This is a genomic window from Clostridium sp. AF22-10, assembly GCF_003478725.1.
Classification (GTDB): domain Bacteria; phylum Bacillota; class Clostridia; order Lachnospirales; family Lachnospiraceae; genus Otoolea; species Otoolea fessa.
In genome coordinates, this window is the sequence record NZ_QUFZ01000014.1 from 1 (window position 1) to 26,051 (window position 26,051).

The following is a 26,051-nucleotide window of genomic DNA, read 5'->3' on the forward strand; positions in this document are numbered from 1 at the left end:
ATCAAAACACAAAACTTGAATACCCGGTTTTTATATCAGAAAAATATACGATATATGTTGATAATTAACAATTTATTAAGTTTTATTTACCATTTTTAGATTATATTGCATATATAGGGATTCTGTGGTATACTACAGTTAGTTATAAAAAGCTCATAACCGATTAGTAAAGGGAGGGATACCATTGGGGCTATAGAGGAGGAGAATTTGAGAGAATAGTGCCTTACATAATGGTGGGCGCTAAAAAATCTGAGTTTGTTACTATGGTAAAGTCTCAAGGAGGTCATTTATGAAGAAAGGTTTGAAAAAGGCATTGGGTCTGTTGGTAGCGCTGAGTCTCATGGTAGTTGGTAGCGCATTTAGTGCTCTTGCTGCTGATTCTCCAGAACAGAGACAAACATTCAGTGTCGATCTGAATAATTTTGACGAAAGCCAGCCCTATTCGGAAACATTACATTTCGAGAAGGACGGTCAGCCGGTAACAGTGACACTTAGCTATACGCCTCCTTTAACTCGTGATCCTGCTACTGAAGGAACGTGGAAATCGGATGCATTTTGGGGTGTCGCAGGTATGGATTACAGATTTGACTTATCAAAGAGTGGTAGCCAGTGGAAAATTTCTAATGCACGTGATTTAAATACCTACTGTGTTGGCGGAACGGTTGAAGATGAAAGTTTAGCCATTGGCCGTGCAACATCTACCTCAAGCAAAGCGGCCGAAGTGACTGGCTCTATGAGAGCAAATGTAGTCGGCGGAGTAGGAACACTTTCTTTCGCTTTAAGAACGGAAGTTTTTAATGGAGAAGTTTCTACCGTATTAAATTAAGAATAATATAAGTAGAGTCCTATTCAAAAAGGTGTTGATGTAAATATGTCGGCAATGTCTATATTTTTTCTAGTTGTATGCTCCGTCCTTGGACTTGGTGTTTTATACTGTATAGCTCGAATTATAGGATGGCTATTCAATCAGATAAAAAATAATGCTGATTAAGTGAAAGCAATTATACAATTTAAAAGGGTTGTTGCAAAGAGAAAAGTAATGTTCTGTATATGGTAGATTTAATAATTGACATATACTATATATAGTAAATTGAGTCTGTTTTGTAACAACCTTTTTAAAAGAAAATTTTTAGTAACAATTAGATAGATTTTGTAACAACCTTTTTAAAAGAAAATTTTTAGTAACAATTAGATAGAGTAGAGGTACGTTAACCATTAACATATCCTCTATCTATTTTTTTATTTTTGCCTCCTATCTACGACAAATTTTGCAAAAAATACATTATATGATAATAAAAGAACTACGAGATTTTTACGCGGAGGTTGCTAATAACATGAGTTAGATTATTGAGAAAAAATAGATGAAGCAACGCCCCTTTTGCTTTACCTCCTCCTAGATGGGAGGAGTTTTATTCCAATTTAAACTTTTTTAAGGCTCAAACAAGCTGTTATTTGTTTGAGCTTTTTTTATGTTCGACACCTTATTTCAGGATTTGCTATCGAAACAGAGCCAGTCTTGAGATAAGCTGTCGAGGCTTTTTTAGAACGAGTAGCCATCTTTACTATTTTATAGATTTTTCACTGTTATTTTTTGAAAATTTCAGAAATTTCAGCCTACATATACGCTCCCCGCCGCTTCTGTTTTGTTGTCCATCCATCACAAAACAAAGCGGAGGTTCAATATGGCTATTATAAATTTACGGGACTATTACCCTTTTTATACGTCAGACTACTTTATGGAAGTACCAGAAGATGTTGTTGAAATGTTCAAGGAGTTTGACCGGAAGGAAGCCGCTTACCGTCTGCGTACATACCGGCACAAAGCCTATTACTCCCTGGATCGGAATGATGGAATTGAGCATGAGGCGCTTTTCGTTGCGTTCTCTCCCTATGAACTGTATGAGCGTAAAGTGACGATACAAGAACTCTATACCGCCATCTCACGACTCGCCGACAACAGGCAAAGCGCATTTACGCTCATTTCATTCTCGGCTTGACGAAACAAGACATTGCCCGGGCCGAGGGTGTGGATGAAAAGGTCGTGCGGCTCGCCATTGAGCGCGGCCTTCGGAACTTGGAAAAAATTTTAAAAAAATTTTTATAAGGTGTACCGATTTCGCCTCAAAAATGAAATGGCTTATGAGAGGCAGTCAAAGCCTCGGGCCACATTGGCCCGAAGCGGGACACGCCTCACGCAGATTGAAAACTGAATAAAAGATAGACGGATACGAAGGGTGCTTGTGTCCAGTGACAGGCCCGCCATGACCTCTATTTTTACACTAGAGAGAGCGACCAGGCCCATGCCGTAGGCAGACTGTGGCAGGTCTGCCGGACAAAACACAAAACCCGGATACTTGCGATTAGTCACAATCCGAGCGTGCAGCGGTGTTGCGAACCGTGAGCCGTCGCAGGTAATGAGATCGCCTTGCCATCAGAATGGGGAGAGCTGAAATGCTATGGGACAAAAAGCCAACTGTCCGTCCGGTCTATCTGAAAAAACTTTCTAACCTGTGGGGCCCTTCCTCTATTACTGTCTGATGATAGGGCAACCGTTCTGGCTGGGCCCATATTTTTCTATGAACAGGAGAATTTTATGAAGGAAAATATATCTAGTCCAGAATTAACGCTGAATATATGGAGTAATGACGCCTGCCGGGGCTATGTGATTATGGCCATGCAGGACTGTGGATTCACCCATAAAGATATTAGCCGTGTAGTAAATCAGCTTTATGGAGTGTTTGACTTATACACACTCAACGAGGCTGAACAGAAATATTATAACGGCGATTATTAGCTTCGGGCCAACGTGGCCCGAGGCTGGGGAAAGCTCAAAGGGCAGTTCCTTCCAGGGAGCCGCTTTTTTAGGTTTCCCCAGCAGACAAGAGGGAAGCTGGCCGCTGTTCATCCGTACTGAAAAGTGGAGGTTTTCGATGGTTCAATCTGTTACATACCAAAGCGAAAAACAATCCGTATATTTTCAAGGGAAACTTATCGTATTGGAAAATCTAATTCCGGTACTATCCCCGGATGAAAAGAACAAGCGAAAAAGAGAAATCGAAAATCACTTATATGATGTGTTCAGTAAATACACGGACAGATTTTACTAATCAACCGCAACATTGTTGTCCGGGGCTGCCTATGGTATAATATAATTGTAAGGTTGGTAGCTCCATTCCATACGGAAGGAGCCCAATATGGACATTATCAGAGAAGATTGTATATACGCGAGACAGTCGGTAGACCGTAAGGACAGTATCAGCATTGAAAGCCAGATTGATTTTTGTAAGTATGAGCTGAAAGGCGGAAGCTGTAAAGTATTCAAGGATAAAGGCTATTCCGGGAAGAATACGGACAGGCCGGAGTTTCAAAAGCTGTTAGGAGAAATCCGAAAGGGCCGGGTGCGGCGGGTAATCGTTTATAAGCTGGACAGAATCAGCCGTTCCATTCTGGACTTTGCAAACATGATGGAGCTGTTCCAGGAATATGACGTGGAGTTTGTTTCGTCCACAGAAAAGTTCGACACCTCAACCCCAATGGGGCGGGCCATGCTGAATATTTGTATCGTATTCGCACAGCTTGAACGTGAGACAATCCAGAAACGCGTCACGGACGCTTACTACTCCCGGTGCCTGAAAGGTTTTCACATGAGCGGACAGGCCCCCTATGGTTATCAGTTGGAGCCGACAGTGGTTGAAGGTATCCGCACAAAAAAGATGGTGGCAGACCCCGAAACTTCCCAATATGTAAAGCTCATGTTTGAAATGTATTCCGAGCCGGAAACGTCTTTTGGTGACATTACACGGTACTTTGAGGAACAGAACATCAAAGTTTACGGTAAATCGCTATTCCGTACCTTTATTTCACAGCTTTTAAGAAATCCTGTTTACGCACAAGCAGATTTAGAACTCTACGAATTTTTTAAAAGCCAGGGGGCGGCTATTGTCAATGACGCTTCCGATTTTGCCGGAACCAATGGCTGTTATCTCTATCAGGGCCGGGACGTGAAGGAGGATAAAGACAGGAGCCTGAAAGACCAGATACTTGTAATCGCTCCACATGAAGCGCTCATACCGTCTGATGTATGGCTGAAATGCAGGAAGAAGCTAATGACAAATAAGAGTTTTCAACAAGGACGTAAGCCGAAAAATACATGGCTTGCCGGAAAAGTTAAATGCGGGTGTTGCGGATATGCCTTAAAGGCAACACACGTTCCGAACAGCGAAGGCTATTTTCGCTGTAGTAAACGGACTGAAAATAAAGGCTGCCCGGGCTGTGGTAAAATCCGTAAATCTGAATTTGAGGAATTTATTTTCAGTGCTATGCGGGCGAGATTTAAAAATTTTCAAGTCCGCCATAGCCGGGAGGAAAAAGTCAATCCCAAACTGACCGCCCATCAAATTGAACTGGCGCAAGTTGAAGCCGAGATTGAAAAACTACTTGATACGCTAACCGGAGCCAACGCAACACTTCTTGCCTATGCTAACAAAAAAATTGAAGAACTGGACACTCGCCGCCAGACCATTTCAAAGGAGATTGCGGAAATGTCCATTGAAACAATGTCACCCCAAAAGGAGCAGGAACTCTCTTATTACCTCGACCATTGGGACAGCATTGAATTTGACGACAAAAGGAAAGCCGTTGACGGCCTGATTATTTCAATCAGCGCAACTAGCGACCACGTTCAAGTAGAGTGGAAAATCTAAGCTCTAACTTCTGGATTATCCCACTCTACTTACTTTCAAATCTATCTTTTCTTTTTAATCTTGTTTGTACCCCTTGTACACCGTTGCTTACCATCTGTTATACGAACCAGTCCCTCGTTTAATAAATTTTGCAAAGACTCCCCGGTCACGCCCCAGTTCATTTCTACACCATCATCACGTACTGGAAAAACAGCTGTCGCTCCATCAATTTTTTCCACTGAATTTCTATCAACGTCTGGTTCCAATGGATTACCTATCCTTATGATTTTTTTTGTATTATCATCAACATATATTGGATAAAATTGAGCAATACCACCTTTTTTAGTTCCTCTTCGAGACGCATAATCCGTTCTTCTAAGATAAAACCATCTAACCTCCTGTTCCGAGCCATCACCTTTAGGCAAAACCACAGAAGCATTACCCAATAACACAATATAAATATACTCATCTGCTCTTGCAAACATCTTTTCTCGTTTCGCACCTTTTCGATTAATTGTTATACTTATCATCTGAATACTTGCATTCGGAAAAGTTTGTTCAAGCAATAAACCAAGTCGTGCATATTCTTTTTCATCAATTGTAACAATTAATACAGAATCGTCTGGATTCAATAATTGTTTTGCTAATTTTAAACGGCGTTCCATAAAAGCCAACCATTTACTGTGCTTATATTGGTCTTCATCGCTTACATAATCATTATTGTATTTCCAACTTCTATTCCTGTTATTATATGGTGGGTCAATATAGATACAATCAACCTTTCCTGCATATGCATATGTCAGTGCTTCTAACGCATGATAATTCTCAGAATTAATCACCATATGATATGGGTCTTCTGGATTTCCACGTTCTACACGGTCAATCTCTTTTAATCCTGGATAGATAACGTCTCTATAACTTACAAGGACACAGATGTCTTCCAATGGAACATCTTTTGCTTCTCCATCATGTTCAAGATATGCAATACCATTATCAATATATTTCACACACCAAGGAACAGAATTTTCTTCCGTTTCCTTTTGTCCACGAGGTGCAAGAATATTCACTGTATCACCTACAGCAGGTTGCTTTTTATAAAGCCTAACTGCTTCCGGTAAATTATGTTCAAAAACCAAACCATACGAATGGTCTTTTACATATTTCTGAATCTGATGTGCAAGCTCTGGGTTTAACTTTGCAACTTCAGAAATTGTTTCATTAATATTTGCCATAATACGCATCCTTTCTTATATACTTCATATCTATACGATATATATTTTATATCTATTTTATGGATATATGGATAACTCTCCGAGTTACCCACATACCCACAAAACCTACTGCTGCTGCGGATTCCACTCCACATATCTCTTCATACATGTATTACCAATTATGTGTATTCATGTATTCATCAGCAGCCAGTCTGAAAAACGCAGACAGGCTCAAGCCGTGTGCCTTTGCCTTTGTTGTCAGACGTTCTTTCTCATCCTTGGTCATTGATACAAGTGCTGTTGCTCTTGTATCTCCACCGATTGATTTCTTCGGTGTCTTCGACGCTGCTGTCACAGCCGCCTCATGTTCCTTTTCTGTATCAAGTTCAAAACTGTCTAAAAGACTTTTCATATTTTTTTTTCTAGGCATCTCAATCATCTCCTTACATTCTGCATGTTCGTCTAAAAATAAATATTACATATCTATATTATAGATACTGAATATTTATTTTGCAATCAGTTTCTTGCTCTTCTTTGCCTCTCGTTTCTCAACTGGCAGACCTGCAAGCTCACTGATTTTATCACACATCATATTTACAGCCCGTGCTGCCAAAGAACGCCTGTTAATATCATTAACAGAACAGCTGTAATTTTCAGCCTGTACAATGACTTCTGACTGCAGAACGGTCAATACAGTATCAAGAGTCTCTTTCTGTCTGTATTTCTGCAGCCATTCCATAAATGATGCTGACGCTGTAAATCTGTTGGTACCATTGACAACGATAACAATCGGACAGTTCGTATTCTCCTTTACAAGTGAAACTGTACGCGTAAATGATTCAAGGTTGCCGCCCGTAGGTCGCACTGGAATCACAACCACATCTGCACCCTGGATAGCCTCTACAGTCTTATCATCCATGATTCTACCCGGTGTATCTACAATCGACACTTCTGGATTGTCTACCTTCTTATCATCGTTCCTGTTCTTGTACTGTCCATCGAAGCTGTACAGCGACACAGGAACATTCTGTCTTGTATAGTAATAATATAATTCATCTGATAAACGTGTCTTTCCTACCCCGCCCTTCTCGGACACGAACACTACTGTTTTCATGTAAATCACTCCTTTTATATATACTTTGTATCTATTTTATAGATATTCTATATTCATTAAATAGCTATATTTATTATAATAAATACAGATGCGGATTGCAATAGGATACATAAAATTTCCTACCCAAAATATACAGGATGTCAATTTCATCGTGTATCGCAAAATCATGATTTTAAGCAATGGGAAAAATTTGGGCAAACATGTGCCATATTTTGGGCAAAATTTGACCAATTTATGGCACAAAAAATGCCCATGAAAAAATCCATGGGTTTTAAAAGGGAATATAAGAATATATATTAAGTAAATACTTTATAGTTATTAAATATCTACATGATAAATATAAAATATATAAAAACTGCATTTTCAGCAGATTGTTCAAAAAATTTCGATGGGAAAATATGGGCAAAATAGGACCAAAATTTGACCAATTTATGTGACATATTTTGCCCATGGTGTTTTTACGCTCCCAGCGTTCCGACTTATTTGCCGATTTCAATTCACACTCCCATACAAGGAGTGACCCGATGCGATGTTATGCTGTATGAAGCTGGGTATTTCAATTCACACTCCCGTACAGGGAGTGACAAGAGTATTCACACAAAATCAAGATATCTGCTACGCAACTTGTTTTTGTTTTCCTACCCTATGTAGCAATTTTAGCACATAAACGTGCGTTTTTCAATGAATTTCTTATAAAGTCTACGACAAAAATCAATCCTGTGAACAGGATTGTAAAAGATGTGACTATCGTCACATCGACCGAGGGTCATTATGAAATGATTAGAAATCATCGTAGAACGTTTAAAAATAAAGGAGACTAGAAAATTATGAACACTACAGCATGGCAGAAATTAACTAAGGAAGCATTTCCAGACATCATGAAAAAGGAAAACATCGTGTTTGAAGACAAATTCAAAACAGACAATACATGTACAATCTATTACAGAAGTAAAGAAATGTACATCATCGCTATGAATATCAACCACATGATAGATACAGGCTGTTACTATTGGGGACCAATGATTAGCAGTAACTACGCTGTCCGCATGTTCCATGCAGAACATTCAGTTACCTTCGATAATAAAACCGGCGAAGTAATAAGTGAAAAGAAAGAATTCTACAGTGCAGACAGTGAAGACGGCATGACCATCTCTATTGATGATGAAAATCTGGAAGACTGCAGATACAAAGCAGTAGAGACAGAAGACATCACTGACTAAGTCTGTAAGAACAAAACCCACGGAGCATAAACGCTTCCGTGGGTAATTTTTTTACATATAGCCGTATAACACCCGAATATTGGGTATAGCGAAGATTTTACAGAAAATCGTATAATTTTACAGGATTGATATTTTATGCCCGTGGTGACGTCATACGGCGTGTTAAACGATGGTTTCTGAATTGCTTAGCAGAATATGCTAACAAAACCTTCTTACCTTCGGTCTCCTTTCCATCCATCGTAACGATGTATTTTTAACTGCTTGCGCAGTCTTCGGGTTTAATTGTGAAAATAATAAAATTTACACATACGCAAAAGAAAAGGAGATTACGATTATGACAGCTAAAGAATGGTTCAAAGCAAAGAACACTTTCAGAAAAGTTTACAACAACATGAAGGAAGCTCATCCAGACTGGAGCACTGCTAAGCTCTACATGGCTACCAAAGGTCAGCTTAACAAGTAAGTAAACAAAAATCCCTACCCGGAAACGAGTAGGGATTATTTTTTCGTGTAATACACAAGAAATCATAGATATAGCGTTTTAAGGTGCCGTATGAACGCGTGGTGAAGATTTTTTAGAAAATCGGGGGATTTTACAGATTTGAGATTTTATACGCGTGGTGAGGTAATACGGCGTGTTAAACGATAGGTTTTGAATTGTTCTGCTGACTGCATACATGGAAAATGTGATGATAGATGTTATCAGCATCTGAAAATGCAGAAGCCAAAAAAATGTAGCACGTTTCGTGCTACGCATAAATCCAGTGCCCAGCAACGGATTCAGCGTTTTTGTAGCAGGCAGTGTAGCAGACAAAAAAACGACGTGCTACGCATAAATCCAGTACTGGGTAAGGGATTCATGTGTTTTGTAGCACGTGTAGCACGTTTTTTTCCATTCTTTTATATATTTTTTTTATTTTAGTCTACACTAAATTCAAATCCATTACGTATCAACGGATTTATCAAGATTACACATAATATCATAATGATACAAAGTAAAATACACTTATAGATAACATCATAATGATACAAAGTAAAACCCTCATAAATCAATGTTTTTTAGATTTTTTTATTTTTTCACACGTATATGGTCTAAAAAAACGTGCTACATCTGCTACAAATGGATAAATCCAGCGCCAGTCAACGGATTTCATGTAGCACGTTTCGTGCTACATTTCTGCTACATTTTTCAAAAAATCCCTAAAAACAAAAAAGTGATAGCACATTTTCTGTACTATCACTCTGTATTACACTCTTAAAATGCCTCTGTAACTTGATTTTTTAGTCGGACAGCATTTTTTATCTAAATCATTTCCTTTGTATGTAGTGCTATACCAACCTTCCAGCTTGTATTCATCAATCATCCATTCCGGCTTGTCCATCATATTCTTAGGTCTGACAGCCTTTTTACTGTCAGGACAAGACCAGTCTGGATAATCTTTCAGCAGATTCAGAACATCCTTGATAAACACCTGTAATGATTTTACTTCCTGTTTTCCAACGTATTTCTTGTACCATTCTTTGTATAAGTCATACAGGAATGTAAACGGAACAAAATCCCACTGTAATTCAGACATGATTTCACTCATGAACTGTCTTACTGGGTCATTGAACTCCTTGTATTCTTCCAATGCTGTTTTACATTCTTCCGGCACATCGAATTCATAATAGTTCATGTGCAGCACTCTGTACAGCACGTACTCAAGCACTTCTGTACGACACAGATAATCATCCTTGATGTATTTTCTTTCGACATCTGTAAAACACTTTGTGAATGGAATGAACAGCTGTCTTCTGTAGAACGAATCTGACTTATCCTTCACTCTTGGCATCTCATTCAGACACTGCACCATGAACCCTCTGAACTTAAAAGAAATCGGTTCTTTGAACTTACGGTTAATCTGAACAATATCATGTGTGATAACAGCTTTCAGATTACCAGCCTTGTCAATGTATGTACCAACGTCGTTCTCATCAACGATAACCGCTGAAACACCAATCAGTGGTTCCAGCATGAAATCCTTACTGAAATCATTCAACGGAATGGATGTGTGACTACCTTCGCCGACAAGCTTTCTCATAAGTGCACACAGTGTACCCTTACCGTTGTTACCGGATTCTGAATACATGAAACAAGCCTTGTTCCAGGGAACGTTCAGTCTGATGATTGCTCCTAATACCTGCCACAGCAGATTTGTCAGACCCTGATTATTATCCGTAATCTCATTCATCCAGCTTTCCACATCCCAGTCTGTACCATCCAGACTATTATGAATCACTACATTCCTTGCATTCGGATTGTAATCGATTTTGGCTTTTGCAACAAAAATCTTATCTGGCGTGAATGGCAGCAACTTCTTTGCATCATAATCAAAGATTCCGTTATTAACAGGAACCAGATTCTGTTCCTCACAACGCTTTACTGTCGGTACGTCCTCACGCAGAATATCCATCATCTCCTGGAATTCTTTACGAGAGAGACTCCTTTTATATTGTCTAGCGATTGAACGAATCGTTGTCTCATTTGTCGTATAGATTCCCTCATCATTGCCTTCATCCATGTATACACCAAGAACCATGCGGTCTGGATTCGTCTCAACTTCACTCATATTAATCAATGCAACATAATGCAGTCTCGACATTACATATGCGACCTGGAACGGAACCAACTCTGTAGGCACCTTCCACTTTGCTCTTGGCTGAGCAATCGAGTTATACATTTCAACTGCGTTCCTGCTGTTATCTAAAATATTACCTTTAATTTCATCTGGTGATGGCAGCTTTGGCTGTGCTAATGCATCATTCACAGCATCTACTGTTGCATCATAGATTGTTTCTTCGTATGTTCTTGCCATAAAAAATGACACTCCTTTCAATAATTTTCTGTATAAAATCTACGCTTTACTATTGAAGTCAGTGCCAAAATATGCTAATATATGAGCATAAATCCAGAAACAATGAAGTTTGTGACGTTCCTTTTAAATTAGCACTGACTTCCTTGATAGCAACGATGATTCCCAGTCACAGTTGCTATTTTTTTATGTAATTTTATTTTTCAATATGTTTTTTAGATTTAATAAAGTTCTCAAAAGCAATTCTATCTACCATGACTTTATGCTGTCTTCCTACTGTAATATAGTCTTCAAATTCCCTATCCTTAACGTATTTTCTGACTAAATCATAACTGATACCTGTGTATCTACCAACCTCTCTCATTGTAAGAAATGTTCTTTCCCCAGCAGGAATCGGATTTGTCCATCCCATTTGTTTTGCCATCTTTATTCCTCCATTTCGCTGTATTATTCTACGGTTTAATAAAACTGTATCATAATAGATTTTCGATTTCAAGACTTTCCTACCCAATAATTCACTAATCTCTTTAAACGTGTTGCCAAGTAACGCATCCAGCCAAATTTTTTTTTCAGAACATACAAAAAAAAGACCGCCCATACGGACGGTCTTTTCATTCCACCTCATTATATCATTTTGAAATGCTTAAAAGCTTTCATAATCAGTTCCCGCTTCTCAGCCGGACAATTCGGCACCTTATGACCTTCGGCACCTTTATTGTAATTATCACGCTTCTCAAAACCTAATTTGTCTTTTACTTGAGCAATGTATAACGATGATACAGAAACATTATACTGTTCCTTAATCCACTTCTTGATTTCTGCATAGGTCGCAGAACCCTTGATACCTTTAAGATATTCATCATCTTCCGGCTCATAATCTACGTGCATATACTCAATACTTTTGTCATTGACCATTTTCCTACCCAAAAGAACAACTGTCTCCACATGCCCCGTCCACCCAAACAAATCCACCGGCCATGCTTCTTTCGCCCGATAACCATGCTTTGCGAATACTTTCAAATCGCGTGCCAATGTATCCGGACCGCAGGAGATGTATACCACCCGTTTCGGCTGCATAAGTGCTACCGAATCGATAAATTCCTCGGTACTTCCGCTTCTCGGCGGGTCCATAAATACCACATCTGCACTCTCGCCTCTGGCTGCCATATGAGACATGAACCGGCCTGCATCATTGCAGAAGAACTGTGCATTGTTGATGCCATTCTTCTTCGCATTCTGCACCGCATCCTGCACTGCATCCTGATTCAACTCTACACCGATCACCTTGCCTGCGTGCTTGCTGGCGATAAGTCCGATGGTACCGATGCCGCAATAAGCATCCAGTACCGTCTCCTTGCCTGTAAGTCCTGCCAGTTCCATCGCCTTGCCGTACAGCTTCTCAGTCTGAACTGAGTTAATCTGATAGAAGGAACGGGACGAAATACGGAACCGGAGTCCGCAGAGTTCATCTTCGATATATCCTTTTCCATACAGTACATGTTCTTTGTCCCCCAGTACCATACTGGTGCTTCTGCCGTTGATATTCTGGACAATCGTAGTAATTTCCGGGTGCTTTTCACGAAGCGCCTTGACGAAATTGTTCTTCGACGGGAATACCGGGGATGCTGTCACCAAAACGACCAGAATCTCGCCGGTTGTGAAGCCGCGGCGAATCAATACATGACGCAGCAGACCGTATCCGGTGTCCTCATCAAAAACACGGATCTTGAACGAACGAAGCATACTCCGGATCGTCACGATGATCTCGTCTGCTTTCTGATCCTCAATCAGACAGGAATCCACCGGAAGAATCCGATGTGTCCCCTCTTTGTAAATGCCAGAAATTGGATTATTTTTCCGATCCAATCCAAATACCGCATGAACTTTATTGCGGTAATGATACGGCTCTTCCATTCCAATGATCGGACGAACCGGACAGACACCGCCCAGCAGTTCTTCCATGCGCTTCTGTTTTTCTTTTAACTGCTGATCATAGGTTAAATGGAGATACTGACAGCCACCGCACTCACGGTAAATCGGACATTTTGTTTTTCCACGCTGTCCACCACGAACCGTTTTCTGACCGTCTTTTTCCCCTACATTTCGTTTCCTGTCCCCATGTGTGCCCCATTTATCCTCAACTCCAGACACTTTACGAGCAGCTTTTCCCTGTTTTTCCCCATTGACTCCCACTTTTGCACTATTCTTGGAAAATCCAGTTGTTTTCTCCCCCCGGCCAAACGATTTCTTTCCTTCCGTTCTTTTTCCATCAGAACCATTCCCTGCCGTCTTCTTCCATCCTGTTTCTTTCATTTTTTCTCACACTTTCTTTCTTCGCTTATCTTCTACGCCTCTCCCAACTCTGCTTCCGTCTTCACGCCCTTAAAATTCTTCTTCCAACGTTCTTTCTTAAAATGCACCGCGTAAATGAGTCCGCGCACGCATTCATCAGCTGCCATTGCAATCCAGACGCCTTCCAGCCCCCAGCCGAGCTTGCTGCCGAGCAACCAGGAGCCGGCGGCAGCTACGACCCACTGGAAGGTGATTCCGACCGTGGTCGGGGTCAGGACATCGCCGACCGCAATCAGGCATTTGGTCATAACAATGTTGACCGCGCGCCCGATCTCCAGCACAATCTCAATCACCAGAATCCTCCGTCCAAGCGCAATGATCTCCGGGTTGTCTGTGAAAATCAGGAAAATGTATTTGCCTCCCAGGCACATCAGCACCGCCATACCGACACATGCCGCAATCGCAACCTTCAGTGTCGCATTCACTCGTTTCTGTATATCATTCAGACGGCGCGCTCCGATCAGGTAGCCCAGCACAATCTGGGTTGCCGTCGCGATCGCCATCGCATAGACATAATCAATATTGGCAAAAATCGTACAATATCCCTTAGTTACAGTAACCAGCGTGCCAAAGGAATTAACAATTCCCAGAATCATCATCTGGGAGAGATTATATGAAAAACTTTCGACCCCTGTCGGAATTGCCAATAGGCAGAGATTTTTTAAAATCTGCACCGGAAATGGACGCAGATAACTCATTCCCATTTTGACGCGGCGGCTCTTGAAAAACATTCCGATCATCAATGCCAAACCAACTAACTTACTGATATCTGTCGAGATCGCCGCCCCGACCGCCCCAAGCTGCGGCATTCCGAACCAGCCGTTGATTAAAATCGCATTTCCCACAATATTCATGGCATTCATGATAACTGATATAATCATGACTTCCTTTACCATGGCAAATGCGCGGATCATCGCTGAGAAAGTCAGATAAAGTCCCTGCACCAGAATAAATGCACCGACAATCAGCAGATACAGCGACGCCTCATCAAAAACCTCCTCCGGCACATGGATCGCCCGGTAAAGCGGCGTGTGCCCGGCAAAAACCAGAATCGTTGCCGCAAGACTGACGCCGCCGATCAGCACGATCGAGACCATGCAGGTCCGGGATGCATTTTTTTCATCCTGCGCGCCCAGATACTGGGACAAAATCACAGTAACCGCCGTCGATGCCATGCTCAGCACGATAATCACCAGGTTCATGATCTGGTTCGCATTAACAATCGCCGCCACCGAGGGCTGCGACACCCGGCTTACCATCATCTGATCGACGTTTCCGACCAAAAGCTGCAATAACAGCTCCACGAAAATCGGCAGCGACATCAGAAATAAATTCCGGTTCGTATTCATTTTGTCAATATCATTTTGATATTTCATATTTTCCCCTTACTTGTAATAATAGCAAAACAGCACATACAGCCGTCCAAACACTCTCGTATTCGCCCGGCTGCATGTGCCATTTTACACGATACTATATTGAATTGCAAGTGGAAGTCATTCTTTTTCCCTTACAAAAGCCCCCTCATTTTTAAATAATCCTTAATCAACTGAACTGCCCCGTCCACACCAATCTGCGTCGTATTGATCAAAAGATCGTAATTCTCCGGCTTCTCCCAGTCGCGCCCTGCATAATAACGATTATAATCGCGGCGTTCCCGGTCGATCCGGTGGATATTTTTGAGGACATCTTTGTCCGCGTAGAGATTCCGCTCACGCACGCGCTCCTCGCGCACCTTGATATCCGCGTAGAGGAACACACGAATCAGTCCCTCGGTGCCGTCCAGCACATAATCCGCGCAGCGGCCGATGATGACGCAGGATTCCTCCGCCGCCAGCTTCCGGATCACTTCCGACTGGAAGCGGAACAAATTGTCGGCTGAAATGAGATCGGAACCGAACGACGGTGCGCCCTTTTCCGGTGTCAATGTATTGATAATCTTGTATAAAAGCCGGTTGCCCGCCTTCTCGTCTGCCAGATGGAAATAGCTCTCTTTGATACCGCTCTCATCTGAGTTCATACGGAGAATGTTCTTATCATAAAAACTGATCCCCAGATCTTCCGCCAACTTTTTGCCCGTATCCGCACCGCCGCTTCCATACTGCCTCGCAATCGTGATGATAATTTTTTTCTTCTCTGACATACCAAACCCCTCCCTTTATCTACAAGAAAATGCATGTTGCTTTCTATCTTCAGCATACCATAATGAGGGGATTTTTTCCATTCATTTTTACAAAAAGCACAGTAAAAATCAATCAAATAAGTCATTCTATTCTTATTTTCAGATAGTGCCTGTTTTTCAGCTTTTCTCCCCTACTTCACCTCCCTCTCATACAAAAGCACCGTCGGAAATCCCGCCTTCCGCAGTTCCCGTTCCATCCGCACAGCGTTGTCGAGATTTTTAAACGCACCGACCCGAAGCTTGAAATACGTCCCATCGTACACCAGAAATGCAGGGAATCCCATACGGCGCAGTTCTTCTAACTGCTGCTCTGCCAGCGATCGGATGCGGTACGCCCCCGTCTGGATCTGGTAATAATAGTCGCTCTCTTCCACCGGACGGCGATCCATGTCGTCATCGATTACATTTAGAATCCCAGATGCAACCGCCGCCGCAATTTCGTCAAACTGCGCGTCAAACCGCTTGTTATCCTCCGGATTGTCGATAAATCCGACTTCAACCAGAACCGCCGGCATCTGCGTTTTCCGCAGCACAATCAAATCCGGGCGCTCGATCACGCCGAGATCCACATATCCGGTGCGCGCCAGCTCTCTCTGTATTGAATCCGCCAGCTGTTCTGATTCCCTGCCTGTCTTGTACACCAGCGTCATGACGCCCGAACCTTTTCCCGGCTCACTCGCCGCATTGCGGTGCAGGGAAACAAAATAGTCCGCGCCCGCCTCATTTCCCATCTCTGCTTTCTGGTAGGGCGTGTCATAAACGTCCGTTGACCGCGTGTAGACGACATTCACCCCATTTTCCTCGAGAATCCTCCCTACTGCCAGCGCCAGACGCAGGGTATCGTCCTTTTCCATCCGATCCTCAAATACTGCTCCCGGATCTTTCGTTCCGCCGTGCCCGGCATCTATCATCACTTTCTTTTTTTCTTCCAAAAGAAAAGACTCCTCTCACATATCGTTGTACTACTACCATATGTGAAAGAAGTCCCAAAGTTTCCTGTTTAATTATTCCTCATACTCCCCGCTAAACACTTCCACCGCCGGTCCAGTCATGAACACGCGGTTTTTCTCGCGGTCCCAGCGGATCTGCAGGCAGCCGCCCAGCAGCTCGACCTCAACCTCATCCTCCGTATGCCCTGCCAGAATAGATGCAACGGCAACCGCGCAGGCACCTGTTCCACATGCCATCGTTTCGCCGGATCCGCGCTCCCAGACACGCATTTTTACGTGTGTGCGGTCAATGACCTTGACAAACTCGGTGTTGGTACGGTCCGGGAAACGCTTATGGAACTCGAATTTCGGTCCGATCGTCTCCAGATCCAGGGAATCAATCTCATCCATAAACAGAACGGCGTGCGGATTTCCCATGGAAATTCCGGTAAATTCGTATTCCGTTCCATCTACCTCGATCTTCTCCGGAAGCTCGGAAGTCTGCTCCGGCTCGCCCATATCGACAGTGACCGCCGTTACTTTGCCATTTTCGACCTTCATATCCAGATATTTAATCCCGGACAATGTCTCAACAGAAATCTGCGGCTTGTCCACGATATGGTGGTCATACGCATATTTTCCCACACAGCGGATGCCGTTGCCGCACATCGCGCCGCGGGAACCGTCCAGATTGTACATATCCATGCGGCAGTCTGCCACCTCGGATGGGGTAATCAGAATCAATCCGTCGGAACCAATTCCAAAATGGCGGTCACTGACGGCAATCGCCAGCTTCTCCGGATCGTTTACCGTTTCTTCAAAACAGTTGACATAGACATAATCATTGCCCAGTCCCTGCATTTTTGTAAATTTCATCGTTTTTGCTGCTCCTTCTGCCTTTTTGATCCTATTGTAAAGGATCTTACGCCATTTTGTAAAGACTGATTACCATTTGTGCCGCCTCAATAAGGCTGACCTGGCTGTCCATGCTGCATTTCTGCAGATATTTATGCGCTTCTGGCTCCGTCATCCGGTTCCTCTCCATCAAAATCGCCTTTGCGGTGTCGATCGCTTTCTGATCCTCTTCCCTGCGCTTCTGCGGCGGCTGGCGACGCATCCGCCGTCTTTTTTCCGCCTGCGTCTGCTCAATCATGCGGACCGTTGAAACTAAATCTCCCATTTTAAACGGCGCCGGCAGGCAGACAATCTTTCCCATCGCTTCGCCGCTCCACCGGCTTGGGGAAGCAATGAGAAGCAAATCAAATCCCGGCGGCAGCTGGTCGGCAAGCTGCCGGCAGGTCATATCACCAAACCGGTAGCCGCTCACCACAATCCCGCTTCGCAAATCATCGGTTGACGCTAAAACCTGCGCGCCCGATGTGCAGGAGGCTGTGACCTGTATTCCATGTTTTACGAGTATATTTCTAATATTTCGTCCGTCCTGCGGCTTCGAAAATGCTACTATGATGTTTCCCACGTGGTCTCACCTCACTGCGATTTCGTACCCCCTAACAACGATACAGATATTCCGCTGTCTCCCAATCCGTCACATAGGCACAGAAGCGTTCCCACTCCTCTTTCTTGCCCTCGCCGTACATCCGGCAGAACTTTTCCCCAAATACACGGTGTGCAAATTCATTCTGATCCAGCTTCTGGAGCAATATCCCCAATGTCTCCGGGAACCGCGGCGCATTCTCATCGCCCGCTTCTTCATCCAGCACCAGCGCCTTCTCGATTCCTTCCAGTCCTGCTGCCAGGATCGCCGTCAGCGCCAGATACGGATTCGCAGACGGATCCGGGAACTGCACTTCCACGGAAATACGTCCGTTCCGGTCTTCCTTCACATGAACTGCCTTTTCACTTCCTTTTTCCCACACAGCCGCCGGGAACTCCGGCTGGAACACCGTGCTCCGCTCTGCCGCCAGACGTTTGTATGAATTGACGGTCGGATTCGTGAAAATCATCATATCGCTCAGATTTTTAAGCACGCCTGCCGCAAACTGCTTCGCCTGCGCCATCGCCTCGGCGCCCCGTCTGGAAGAGATCGACACGCCCACATGAAGCCCCGATCCGTCGCCGCTCATGTTTGGCTTCGGCATAAAAGTCGCATGCAGACCATGGCGTTTCGCAATCCGTTTGACCGCCGCCTTGAACGTCTGTAAATAATCTGCTGCCTCAATGCCCCGGCGCGCCGGAAGGACGAAGCTGTGCTGTCCGGCAGTCAGACCATGATGCGTGCTCTCGACCGCAAATCCTGCTTCCTCCAGGCTCAGAACCATGTCCCGGCGGACGCCTCTGCCAAATCGATCGGTCCCGCGTCATAATACCCGGCAACCTCATGCGTCACCGTCGTCGGTCTCCCATCATCATCCGTGTGAAACAGATAAAACTCACACTGGAAATCAAAATCAAAGTCCAGTCCCATCTTCTCGGCACGTTTTACCGTTTCCTGTAAAATATGACGCGAATCCGTCCAGGACGGCGTCCCATCCGCATTGCAGACCTGGCAGATCACGCGCGCTACATTTTCCTGCCCGGAATCCCACGGAAGAACCTGATACGTTGATGCATCCGGCTTCAAGTACAATTCCACACTCTCGCTCTGGTCCGTCAGATACTCCGGCGCCGCCGCGCCCTCGATCCCAGCTTTCTGTAAGCCGCCGAGCGCAAACCGGTTGATTGCATACCCCTCTTTCATCGCTTTTTCCGCCTGCCTCCGCGTCATCTGGACCATTTTGCACTGTCCAAAAATATCGGTAAACTGCAGCTTTACCAAATCAACATCTTCATCAAAAAAAGGTTCGGATCGGTTCGTATTCTCTCCCATCGCCATTTCCTCCTATAAAAAACGAGGCAGCTGTCTCTGTTTCCAGTCAGCCCCCTCGCCCTCTTTTCATATACGCCCAAAATTTTCCTGCCTATACAGCCCCAAAAATTTCAAGCATACGTTTATGATCGTTTTGCTGTGTGAGAATGCCCCTGTCATTCTTTTCACAATTTTTATAAATAAAATATAGCAGTCCGATATTTTTCTGTCAAATACTTTTTTATTTAATCCGCAGCTGTTCGCTCAATTCATTTCCCAACTGGATATGTCCCACATAGCCGACCTCGCCGACCATGTAAACCATGCCGTCCTCCTTGATTTCCACTTCCAGCGTGCCACCCGGCATATGGACGTACATATGCGGATCGGCAAGTCCCAGGCGGTATGCCGCACTCGCCGCCGCGCAGGCGCAGCTTCCGGACGCCAGCGTATATCCAACGCCTCTCTCATAGATCTCGATCTGGATATTCGTCCGGTCAAGGACATTTAAAATCTGCGTATTGACCTTTTCCGGGAAATATTCGGATGTTTCCGAATGCTCGCCGATCCGGCACACCATTTCCTTCGAAATCTCATTCATCCAGATAACACAGTGCGGATTTCCCATTGAAAGACAAGTCGTGACATACGGAATCTTTCCAAATACCATCGTCTGGTTTACCATCTCCCGCCGCTCGCCGGTCACCGGAATCTCATCGCTCCAGAACGTCGGATGTCCCATCGAAATTTTCACACGGGTCGCATCCTCGTTGAGATAAAAGACTGTCTCCTCGCCTCCCAGCGTTTTCCAGGAGATCGTCGTTTTCTGCACATATCCCGCGTCCCGCAGATATTTTGCAAAAATACCCATGCCGTTGCCGCTCTTCTCCGCCTCGCTGCCGTCCGCGTTGTAGATGCGTACATAAAAATCATTCTCCCCCAGATATGGGCCCGCCAGAATGCCATCCGCGCCGATGCCAAAATGACGGCTGCACATCTTCTTGATATTCTCCGCATTCAATTCCAAATCATTCTTATTTGGATCAAACACCAGGTAATCATTTCCCATACAGTGATATTTTTCAAGCACAACCTGTTTCATCGCGATACCTCCTGCCCCTTTTAATCAATACCATAAAAATCTTTCATCGTAACTGTTCAGTACCTTCACAGTCACGCGCAAAAATCCATTAAAATTGCCTACGGCAATGGGATTTTTGCCTGCTGACCCATGTTTTCGTACGGTCAGCGCAGTAAATGCGCAGACCTACTGAACAGTTACCTTTCATCAATGATTTCTATTCTACTTCCGTTCTCGAAATCACTTTATCATGCATATCCATTTATATTTTGAATATGTCTGCATTTTCATAATATTCCATCTATGCTTTCTTTAATTTCAATTTTAAGAAAATATAGCAGCTTTTAATAGAAGAATCATGCTTTAAATATTGCATATAATGCTATATAATATGAACTAAGAAATGAAATATCTGTGTTTCAAAACATATTTATCTCAGAGGAAAACAACAAACTCAATGCATTTATACAAGATATAATTTCCCGCAACAATCAACCTGCAATACACTCAAAAAAGGAGTCCCCTTATGTCAGAAAATACCACCCACGAATCCCCCGCCTACGAAAAACGCGGCTACCTCAACCACGAATTCCGCCTCTTCCACCTGCGCGGGCAGATGGATACACCGGTTGCCTACCACTATCATGATTTCCACAAAGTCCTGATCCTGTTAAATGGCGAAGCGGACTACATCGTGGAAGGCCGTTCCTACCACCTCCGCCCGCTCGACATCGTCCTCGTCGGCGCGCACTGCCTGCACAAGCCGGTCGTTCCATACCACAGCCGATATGAGCGTATCATCCTCTACCTGTCGCCGGAATGTCTGGATGCATTCTCCTGTGCTGACTGTGCGCTCGACCTCTGTTTCCAGCTTGCCAGAGAACAGCAGTCCGATGTTCTGCGCCTCGGTTCCCTTACCATGACGCCGCTCTTAGAGGCGCTGTCAAGACTGGAAAATGCCTATCAGGCAGGTGGTACAAATGACAATGGCACAGATAATGCTAACTTTGAATCCCTTGGTGGCAGCAGTTATGGCTCCGGGCTTCTTCTGCGTTTATTATTCCTGGAATTTATGGTACACCTCGATCGCGCCGCCTCCGAAAACCATCGGGAATACGTTCCGACCTCCCCTTCCGGCGAAAAAATCCTGGAACTCATGCGCTACCTCTCTGAACACCCGGAAGAAGACCATACGATCGACCAGCTCGCCGCCCGCTTTTACATAAGCAAATACCACATGATGCGTCTCTTCCGCCAGGAAACCGGCTACACCATTACCGAATACCTGACCGAAAAACGCCTCCAAAACGCAAACGAGCTCCTGCGCCGGGGCACCCCCGTCACAGAAGCCTGCTATCAATCCGGATTCCGCAATTATGCTGCGTTCCTCCGGGCATATAAGAAAAAATATCGCGATACGCCGCATAATTTATCCAGATTAAATTACAAAGAAAATTTTACTATATAATAAGGAAACCTCCCTATTCTTCCCTCCGGAATTTCTGAATCGCCTCCATCAGCATCCTGAAATTCCGGATCATCGAATCAAACGCCCCATATTTATAAAAATTGATAAAGACAAGCCCCACCGGCACCGCCAGAATCATGCCTGTCAGCCCGCGCAGCTTAAATCCCAGATACAAAAGAAACAGGGTCATCAGAGGCGGCAATCCCATCGACTCCCCGACGATCTTCGGCTGGATAATCTGGCGGACGACCTGCGTCAGGATGTAGAGCAGGATAAGCCCGGTCGCATACGCATACTCCCCCGCGAACAGCTTCACAACCGCCCATGGAAACAGCACCGTTCCCGTTCCAAAGATTGGCAGAAAATCCAGAATCGCCGTCAAAAATGCCAACAGGACACCGTAGCGGACACCCAGCACCAAAAATCCTGCCGCAAGAATCAGCGCCACCACACACATGATACGGAATTGTGCCAGAAAATATCCTCCAATCACTCCCTTTGCGTCCCGTTTCATATACTCGATATAGCGGAATATAAATGCCGGAAGATGCCCCTTCAGCCAGAGCATGATGGACTCCCGGTCCGCCAGAAACAGATACGAAGACAGGATAGTAATGACCATATTTACCAGAAGATTCGGAATACTCTTCGCCACATGTCCGGCGATCTGCACGGTCGGTTCCGCCGCCCGCGATACCAGTTTTCCAAACAAACCATCCAGATTATCCGAAAATGCCAGCAGCGGCGGCTGTAAATTCTGAGGAAAATATTCTGCAAGCTTCCGCCCATTCTGCAATGCATCCCCGATCTCAGCGATCACACTCTGATATATTTCCGGTGCATCCGCCAGAAAACTTCCCATTTCCCGGTAAACCAGAAGACCCGCCCCGTAAAAAAGACTGATCACGATCGCCAGCGCCGCGATAATGATCAGCATCGAGCCGTGGCGCCGCACCAGCTTCACGCGCCTTTCCAGAAACCGGACCAGCGGATTTGCTAAAAGTGCCAGGATCCATCCGACCACAAACGGCATGAAAAAGCGCAGAAGCCTGGGACCTAAAAAGATGACCAGACATAGACCCAGGAACGGAATCACAATATTCAGAATCATTCTAAGATATCGTTTCATCTCATCCTTTTCCTTTCCGAGGCAATGATGCAATTTCGCTATACCAGATTATAGTGTTCCGCAATCTTTCTGAATGCCGGAAGCGATCTCTCGATCTGCCCATACGATACGCAGTATGCGATGCGCACATAACCCGGGCAAGCGAATGAACTTCCCGGTACTACCAGTACATTGTACTGTTTGCATACCTCGCAGAATTCCTTCTCATTCTCCACCGGGGATTTCACGAACAGGTAGAACGCGCCCTCCGGCTTGATGCAGGAAAATCCGCACTCTTTCAGTCCGTTGTAAAGCAGGTTACGGTTGCGGTCGTAAGCTTCCAGATTCACATTCGCATCTACGCAGCGCTTGATGACTCTCTGCATCAGGGATGGCGCATTGACACAGCCCAGAACACGGTTCGCGATCGTTGCCGCCTGGAATACATTTGCGCTCTCATCCATCTCAGACGGGATTACCAGATAACCGATACGCTCGCCCGGAAGGGACAGGGACTTGCTGTACGAGTAGCAAACCACTGTATTGCGGTAATATTTTGTCACATACGGTACAACCGCGCCGTCGTAAGCCAGCTCACGGTACGGCTCATCGGACAGAAGCACGATCGATGTGCCAAATTCCTTCTGTTTCTTTTCCAAAATTGCTGCAATCTTCTGCAGTGTTTCCTCGGAATAAATAACACCGGTCGGGTTGTTCGGGGTGTTGATGATGACCGCCTTGGTTTTTTCGTTGATCTTTTCCTCAAATTCAACGAGATTCGGCTGGAAATCCACCGTATTCGGAGATACAACCACCAGCTCGCCGTCATAGTTGCGGACATAGGAACCATACTCTACAAAGTACGGTGCAAAGGTAATGACCTGCTCTCCTGGATTTAACAGGGTCTTTAAAATGACATTCAGGCCACTTGCCGCACCGACCGTCATCAGAATGTTGCCTGCGTGAAAGGAGGTGCCGAACCGGCGGTTTAACGACTGTGCGATCGTCTCGCGCACATCTTCATAGCCTGCGTTGGACATATATCCGTGTACAAACAGGGAATCTTCTTCCTTTACGATATCCTGAATCGCCTGATTTACCTCTGCCGGAGCCGGTACGCTCGGGTTTCCAAGGCTGAAATCAAATACATTCTCACGTCCATATTTCGCCGCCAGCTTATTGCCCTCTTCGAACATCATACGGATGGCGGAGTTATTTTTCATAAGCGGTATCATTTTTTCTGAAATCATTGGCTTGCCCTCTTTTCTATAAAATTGATCAATGCGGCAATTCAATCTGCATACAAGCAGCACTTTAACTTGCTGAATTGTCGTCTTTTTGTTATTATAGCAGATTTTATTTCATTTTTATATCTTAATCCATATATTTTTACCGCCCTGCAATCTTATGTGATACCAAAAACGCCACAACCGCTGTCACCGCGAAATAAAACCATGTGGACGGATTGCTGAACCAGGTTGTGAAAAACGATAACAGCATGTAAAGTGCAAACTGTGCGTACAGAAGATAGGTAATCGGATTCTGCACCTGGCGCATCATCCGCATCAGCAGATACGCCGCCGCTCCTAACAGGGCAGAAAAGACGAACACGCCAATTACGCCGAAATCGTAGTACGCATCATAAAACATCGTCAGCGTCGTCAGTTCTTCCTTCGTCACATAATATGGAAATGCCGTCAACGTCGGAACCAGAAACTTGAGTCCCGTCAGCGTCCAGAACGGTGCCAGCATTTTCATGCCCCAGCTGTGCTTCACAAGTCCCTTGACCAGACAGTCGAAATTATCGTAATTGTTTGCAACATAAATATACGGCTGCGTCACAAAAATCGGCAGGTGCCGTTTCATCTCAAAAACCGTATTCAGGTAGGCAGTATCATGGCTGCGCGCGATCGTCAGCAGAATGTAGAGCACAATCAGCCCCGCCAGCGCAAAAACAACGTAGATCGGATTCAGCTGGTGTTCCATCTGCATGTAGGTAATCAATGCCAGCAGTACCGCAAACAGAAGCTGGGAGCGCGACACGCACAGAAGCGGAATCGCCACCGCCGCTGCATCTGCCAGAAGCATACACACCAGCCGTCCCCGGCTGCGACCGCCCTCGATGCAAAAATAGATCACAGAGAGCGCCGGAACCAGCACACAGGACACCGTCAGATAATGAAGCCCGGTCACATGGAAATAGGAATAGGCATGCGGAACTCCATGGAGCAGCAGCGGAATATAGCCCATATAGACCGCCTCAATCGCGAAGCAGCCTGCCGATACCGCCGCCAGCGCCACCGCGCAGAAAAAAACAGTTCCGGCATAGGATTCCAGCCCCCGGCGCTGCACCGCGCCGGAATGACCGCCCACACGGACGGACGCTTCGCCGGAAAATGCTTCCAGATAATAAAAAGCCAGATAAAAGCCCGCAAACGCCGCCAGAAGTCCCAGCCACGTTCCCGCACTCCATGCCTGACTTAAATAACTAAGCTTCATACACGCCAGTCCCTGTCCACCTACAAAGGAAAGAGCGAAAATCCCCCGCAGATGCAGAAGATTTCCACTCCGGATATAGTCTGACGCATACAGATACACCGCCGCCGCCAGAAGCCCTGCGCCGGATAAAAGATAATGGCGGCTGAGCGCCAGAAGCAGCGAAGCCGCATAGCAAACCAAATAAACGATCATAGTTCCATCCTATCCGTACGTCTGTACACAGTCTTTTACCGCACCGTTTTTTTTCTACTCGCCCAGCCCGTCATCAACGATTTTCAGCATCGCTGACAGAGCTTCCTCCTCGTCTTTTCCATCACAGATAAACTCGATCTCATCACCGCTCTTGATGCACGCCCCAAGCACGCTCAGGACACTCTTTGCATTGGACACGGTGCCACGGAACTGGAACTGGACGGAACAATCGAATTTTACCGCCTCATTACACAGGATTCCCGCCGGTCTCAAATGCAGACCGGTCGGGTTTTTTAATTTGATTTTTGCTTTTACCATTATTTTAACTTCTTTCTCCTCATTTGTGGACGACGTACTA

Annotated in this window: 24 protein-coding genes and 1 pseudogene; 7 read left to right on the forward strand and 18 right to left on the reverse strand. The window is 44.9% G+C overall.

Annotation, left to right across the window (positions count from 1 at the left end; genetic code table 11):
• The first annotated feature begins 289 nt into the window (after positions 1–289).
• The 4 genes and pseudogenes from DWX91_RS10750 (at position 290) to DWX91_RS10765 (ending at position 4,703) form a co-directional block, all read left to right on the forward strand.
• Positions 290–826, forward strand: coding sequence for a hypothetical protein (locus tag DWX91_RS10750; RefSeq protein ID WP_107001171.1), 537 nt, complete (start codon positions 290–292; stop codon positions 824–826).
• 856 nt (positions 827–1,682) lie between these two features.
• Positions 1,683–2,104, forward strand: a pseudogene (locus DWX91_RS10755) (sigma factor-like helix-turn-helix DNA-binding protein).
• A 489-nt stretch (positions 2,105–2,593) separates the two neighbouring features.
• Positions 2,594–2,794, forward strand: coding sequence for a hypothetical protein (locus tag DWX91_RS10760; RefSeq protein WP_107001169.1), 201 nt, complete (start codon positions 2,594–2,596; stop codon positions 2,792–2,794).
• A gap of 400 nt (positions 2,795–3,194) precedes the next feature.
• Positions 3,195–4,703 (forward strand): recombinase family protein, encoded by a 1,509-nt coding sequence (locus tag DWX91_RS10765; protein WP_107001168.1) that lies wholly within the window; start codon positions 3,195–3,197, stop codon positions 4,701–4,703.
• A gap of 41 nt (positions 4,704–4,744) precedes the next feature.
• Here the strand turns inward: DWX91_RS10765 and DWX91_RS10770 are convergent, their stop codons facing one another.
• The 3 genes from DWX91_RS10770 to DWX91_RS10780 form a co-directional block, all read right to left on the reverse strand.
• Positions 4,745–5,914 carry a DNA methyltransferase gene (locus DWX91_RS10770; RefSeq protein ID WP_182435073.1) on the reverse strand — a complete coding sequence of 390 codons (1,170 nt, stop codon included), beginning with the start codon at positions 5,912–5,914 and terminating at the stop codon, positions 4,745–4,747.
• Positions 5,915–6,065: 151 nt separating this feature from the next.
• The gene (locus tag DWX91_RS10775; RefSeq protein ID WP_118538845.1) at positions 6,066–6,323 is read right to left on the reverse strand and encodes a plasmid mobilization protein; all 258 of its coding nucleotides are present in this window, start codon (positions 6,321–6,323) and stop codon (positions 6,066–6,068) included.
• Positions 6,324–6,398: 75 nt separating this feature from the next.
• On the reverse strand, positions 6,399–7,007 hold the full coding sequence (locus tag DWX91_RS10780; protein WP_118538847.1) for a ParA family protein: 609 nt from the start codon (positions 7,005–7,007) through the stop codon (positions 6,399–6,401).
• Positions 7,008–7,834: 827 nt separating this feature from the next.
• Between DWX91_RS10780 and DWX91_RS10785 the strand changes: the two genes are divergently transcribed.
• Both DWX91_RS10785 and DWX91_RS18155 read left to right on the forward strand, forming a co-directional pair.
• Positions 7,835–8,227 (forward strand): hypothetical protein, encoded by a 393-nt coding sequence (locus DWX91_RS10785; RefSeq protein WP_118538849.1) that lies wholly within the window; start codon positions 7,835–7,837, stop codon positions 8,225–8,227.
• Positions 8,228–8,561: 334 nt separating this feature from the next.
• Positions 8,562–8,690 carry a hypothetical protein gene (locus DWX91_RS18155; RefSeq protein WP_412693887.1) on the forward strand — a complete coding sequence of 43 codons (129 nt, stop codon included), beginning with the start codon at positions 8,562–8,564 and terminating at the stop codon, positions 8,688–8,690.
• A 784-nt stretch (positions 8,691–9,474) separates the two neighbouring features.
• Here DWX91_RS18155 and DWX91_RS10790 read toward each other — a convergent pair.
• The 11 genes from DWX91_RS10790 to dapF (DWX91_RS10835) form a co-directional block, all read right to left on the reverse strand.
• Entirely contained in the window at positions 9,475–11,082 is a 1,608-nt protein-coding gene (locus DWX91_RS10790) for a phage/plasmid primase, P4 family (RefSeq protein ID WP_118538851.1), read from the reverse strand.
• 193 nt (positions 11,083–11,275) lie between these two features.
• Positions 11,276–11,503, reverse strand: a complete 228-nt coding sequence (locus DWX91_RS16415) for a hypothetical protein (protein WP_147354396.1) — start codon at positions 11,501–11,503, stop codon at positions 11,276–11,278.
• Positions 11,504–11,703: 200 nt separating this feature from the next.
• A complete protein-coding gene (gene rlmD, locus DWX91_RS10800) occupies positions 11,704–13,392 on the reverse strand; it encodes a 23S rRNA (uracil(1939)-C(5))-methyltransferase RlmD (RefSeq protein ID WP_118538856.1) in 1,689 nt (562 codons plus the stop codon).
• 32 nt (positions 13,393–13,424) lie between these two features.
• Positions 13,425–14,807, reverse strand: coding sequence for an MATE family efflux transporter (locus DWX91_RS10805; RefSeq protein ID WP_118471878.1), 1,383 nt, complete (start codon positions 14,805–14,807; stop codon positions 13,425–13,427).
• Between the two features lie 131 nt (positions 14,808–14,938).
• Positions 14,939–15,571: an AAA family ATPase gene (locus DWX91_RS10810; protein WP_022358543.1), complete on the reverse strand. Its 633-nt coding sequence runs from the start codon at positions 15,569–15,571 to the stop codon at positions 14,939–14,941.
• Between the two features lie 170 nt (positions 15,572–15,741).
• Positions 15,742–16,542 (reverse strand): N-acetylmuramoyl-L-alanine amidase, encoded by an 801-nt coding sequence (locus DWX91_RS10815; RefSeq protein ID WP_118538858.1) that lies wholly within the window; start codon positions 16,540–16,542, stop codon positions 15,742–15,744.
• A 72-nt stretch (positions 16,543–16,614) separates the two neighbouring features.
• Positions 16,615–17,415: a diaminopimelate epimerase gene (gene dapF, locus DWX91_RS10820; RefSeq protein WP_107001241.1), complete on the reverse strand. Its 801-nt coding sequence runs from the start codon at positions 17,413–17,415 to the stop codon at positions 16,615–16,617.
• A 46-nt stretch (positions 17,416–17,461) separates the two neighbouring features.
• The gene (locus tag DWX91_RS10825; protein ID WP_118293585.1) at positions 17,462–18,016 is read right to left on the reverse strand and encodes an ANTAR domain-containing response regulator; all 555 of its coding nucleotides are present in this window, start codon (positions 18,014–18,016) and stop codon (positions 17,462–17,464) included.
• 31 nt (positions 18,017–18,047) lie between these two features.
• On the reverse strand, positions 18,048–18,818 hold the full coding sequence (locus tag DWX91_RS17470) for a glutamine synthetase family protein (RefSeq protein WP_243015248.1): 771 nt from the start codon (positions 18,816–18,818) through the stop codon (positions 18,048–18,050).
• The gene (locus DWX91_RS17475) at positions 18,809–19,366 is read right to left on the reverse strand and encodes a hypothetical protein (protein WP_243024432.1); all 558 of its coding nucleotides are present in this window, start codon (positions 19,364–19,366) and stop codon (positions 18,809–18,811) included. The genes DWX91_RS17470 and DWX91_RS17475 overlap by 10 nt, the downstream gene beginning before the upstream one ends.
• Before the next feature lie 220 nt (positions 19,367–19,586).
• The gene (dapF, locus tag DWX91_RS10835; RefSeq protein ID WP_022358537.1) at positions 19,587–20,447 is read right to left on the reverse strand and encodes a diaminopimelate epimerase; all 861 of its coding nucleotides are present in this window, start codon (positions 20,445–20,447) and stop codon (positions 19,587–19,589) included.
• Between the two features lie 505 nt (positions 20,448–20,952).
• On the opposite strand from dapF (DWX91_RS10835), the gene DWX91_RS10840 reads away from it, so the two are divergent.
• Positions 20,953–21,894: an AraC family transcriptional regulator gene (locus DWX91_RS10840; RefSeq protein ID WP_118538860.1), complete on the forward strand. Its 942-nt coding sequence runs from the start codon at positions 20,953–20,955 to the stop codon at positions 21,892–21,894.
• 13 nt (positions 21,895–21,907) lie between these two features.
• Here DWX91_RS10840 and ytvI read toward each other — a convergent pair whose 3' ends face one another.
• The 4 genes from ytvI to DWX91_RS10860 form a co-directional block, all read right to left on the reverse strand.
• Entirely contained in the window at positions 21,908–23,023 is a 1,116-nt protein-coding gene (gene ytvI / locus DWX91_RS10845; RefSeq protein ID WP_118538862.1) for a sporulation integral membrane protein YtvI, read from the reverse strand.
• Positions 23,024–23,061: 38 nt separating this feature from the next.
• Positions 23,062–24,252 (reverse strand): pyridoxal phosphate-dependent aminotransferase, encoded by a 1,191-nt coding sequence (locus DWX91_RS10850; RefSeq protein ID WP_107001247.1) that lies wholly within the window; start codon positions 24,250–24,252, stop codon positions 23,062–23,064.
• A 139-nt stretch (positions 24,253–24,391) separates the two neighbouring features.
• Complete coding sequence (locus tag DWX91_RS10855) at positions 24,392–25,693, reverse strand: O-antigen polymerase (protein WP_118471868.1); 1,302 nt, start codon at positions 25,691–25,693, stop codon at positions 24,392–24,394.
• 54 nt (positions 25,694–25,747) lie between these two features.
• The gene (locus DWX91_RS10860) at positions 25,748–26,011 is read right to left on the reverse strand and encodes an HPr family phosphocarrier protein (protein WP_107001249.1); all 264 of its coding nucleotides are present in this window, start codon (positions 26,009–26,011) and stop codon (positions 25,748–25,750) included.
• Between the last annotated feature and the right edge of the window lie 40 nt (positions 26,012–26,051).

Coding starts and splice junctions, on each gene's coding strand:
- DWX91_RS10750 (WP_107001171.1), top strand. CDS start 290: ATGAAGAAAGGTTTGAAAAAGGCATTGGGTCTGTTGGTAGCGCTGAGT.
- DWX91_RS10760 (WP_107001169.1), top strand. CDS start 2,594: ATGAAGGAAAATATATCTAGTCCAGAATTAACGCTGAATATATGGAGT.
- DWX91_RS10765 (WP_107001168.1), top strand. CDS start 3,195: ATGGACATTATCAGAGAAGATTGTATATACGCGAGACAGTCGGTAGAC.
- DWX91_RS10770 (WP_182435073.1), bottom strand. CDS start 5,914: ATGGCAAATATTAATGAAACAATTTCTGAAGTTGCAAAGTTAAACCCA.
- DWX91_RS10775 (WP_118538845.1), bottom strand. CDS start 6,323: ATGCCTAGAAAAAAAAATATGAAAAGTCTTTTAGACAGTTTTGAACTT.
- DWX91_RS10780 (WP_118538847.1), bottom strand. CDS start 7,007: ATGAAAACAGTAGTGTTCGTGTCCGAGAAGGGCGGGGTAGGAAAGACA.
- DWX91_RS10785 (WP_118538849.1), top strand. CDS start 7,835: ATGAACACTACAGCATGGCAGAAATTAACTAAGGAAGCATTTCCAGAC.
- DWX91_RS18155 (WP_412693887.1), top strand. CDS start 8,562: ATGACAGCTAAAGAATGGTTCAAAGCAAAGAACACTTTCAGAAAAGTT.
- DWX91_RS10790 (WP_118538851.1), bottom strand. CDS start 11,082: ATGGCAAGAACATACGAAGAAACAATCTATGATGCAACAGTAGATGCT.
- DWX91_RS16415 (WP_147354396.1), bottom strand. CDS start 11,503: ATGGCAAAACAAATGGGATGGACAAATCCGATTCCTGCTGGGGAAAGA.
- rlmD (WP_118538856.1), bottom strand. CDS start 13,392: ATGAAAGAAACAGGATGGAAGAAGACGGCAGGGAATGGTTCTGATGGA.
- DWX91_RS10805 (WP_118471878.1), bottom strand. CDS start 14,807: ATGAAATATCAAAATGATATTGACAAAATGAATACGAACCGGAATTTA.
- DWX91_RS10810 (WP_022358543.1), bottom strand. CDS start 15,571: ATGTCAGAGAAGAAAAAAATTATCATCACGATTGCGAGGCAGTATGGA.
- dapF (WP_107001241.1), bottom strand. CDS start 17,415: ATGAAATTTACAAAAATGCAGGGACTGGGCAATGATTATGTCTATGTC.
- DWX91_RS17470 (WP_243015248.1), bottom strand. CDS start 18,818: ATGGTTCTGAGCCTGGAGGAAGCAGGATTTGCGGTCGAGAGCACGCAT.
- DWX91_RS17475 (WP_243024432.1), bottom strand. CDS start 19,366: ATGGGAGAGAATACGAACCGATCCGAACCTTTTTTTGATGAAGATGTT.
- dapF (WP_022358537.1), bottom strand. CDS start 20,447: ATGAAACAGGTTGTGCTTGAAAAATATCACTGTATGGGAAATGATTAC.
- DWX91_RS10840 (WP_118538860.1), top strand. CDS start 20,953: ATGTCAGAAAATACCACCCACGAATCCCCCGCCTACGAAAAACGCGGC.
- ytvI (WP_118538862.1), bottom strand. CDS start 23,023: ATGAAACGATATCTTAGAATGATTCTGAATATTGTGATTCCGTTCCTG.
- DWX91_RS10850 (WP_107001247.1), bottom strand. CDS start 24,252: ATGATTTCAGAAAAAATGATACCGCTTATGAAAAATAACTCCGCCATC.
- DWX91_RS10855 (WP_118471868.1), bottom strand. CDS start 25,693: ATGATCGTTTATTTGGTTTGCTATGCGGCTTCGCTGCTTCTGGCGCTC.
- DWX91_RS10860 (WP_107001249.1), bottom strand. CDS start 26,011: ATGGTAAAAGCAAAAATCAAATTAAAAAACCCGACCGGTCTGCATTTG.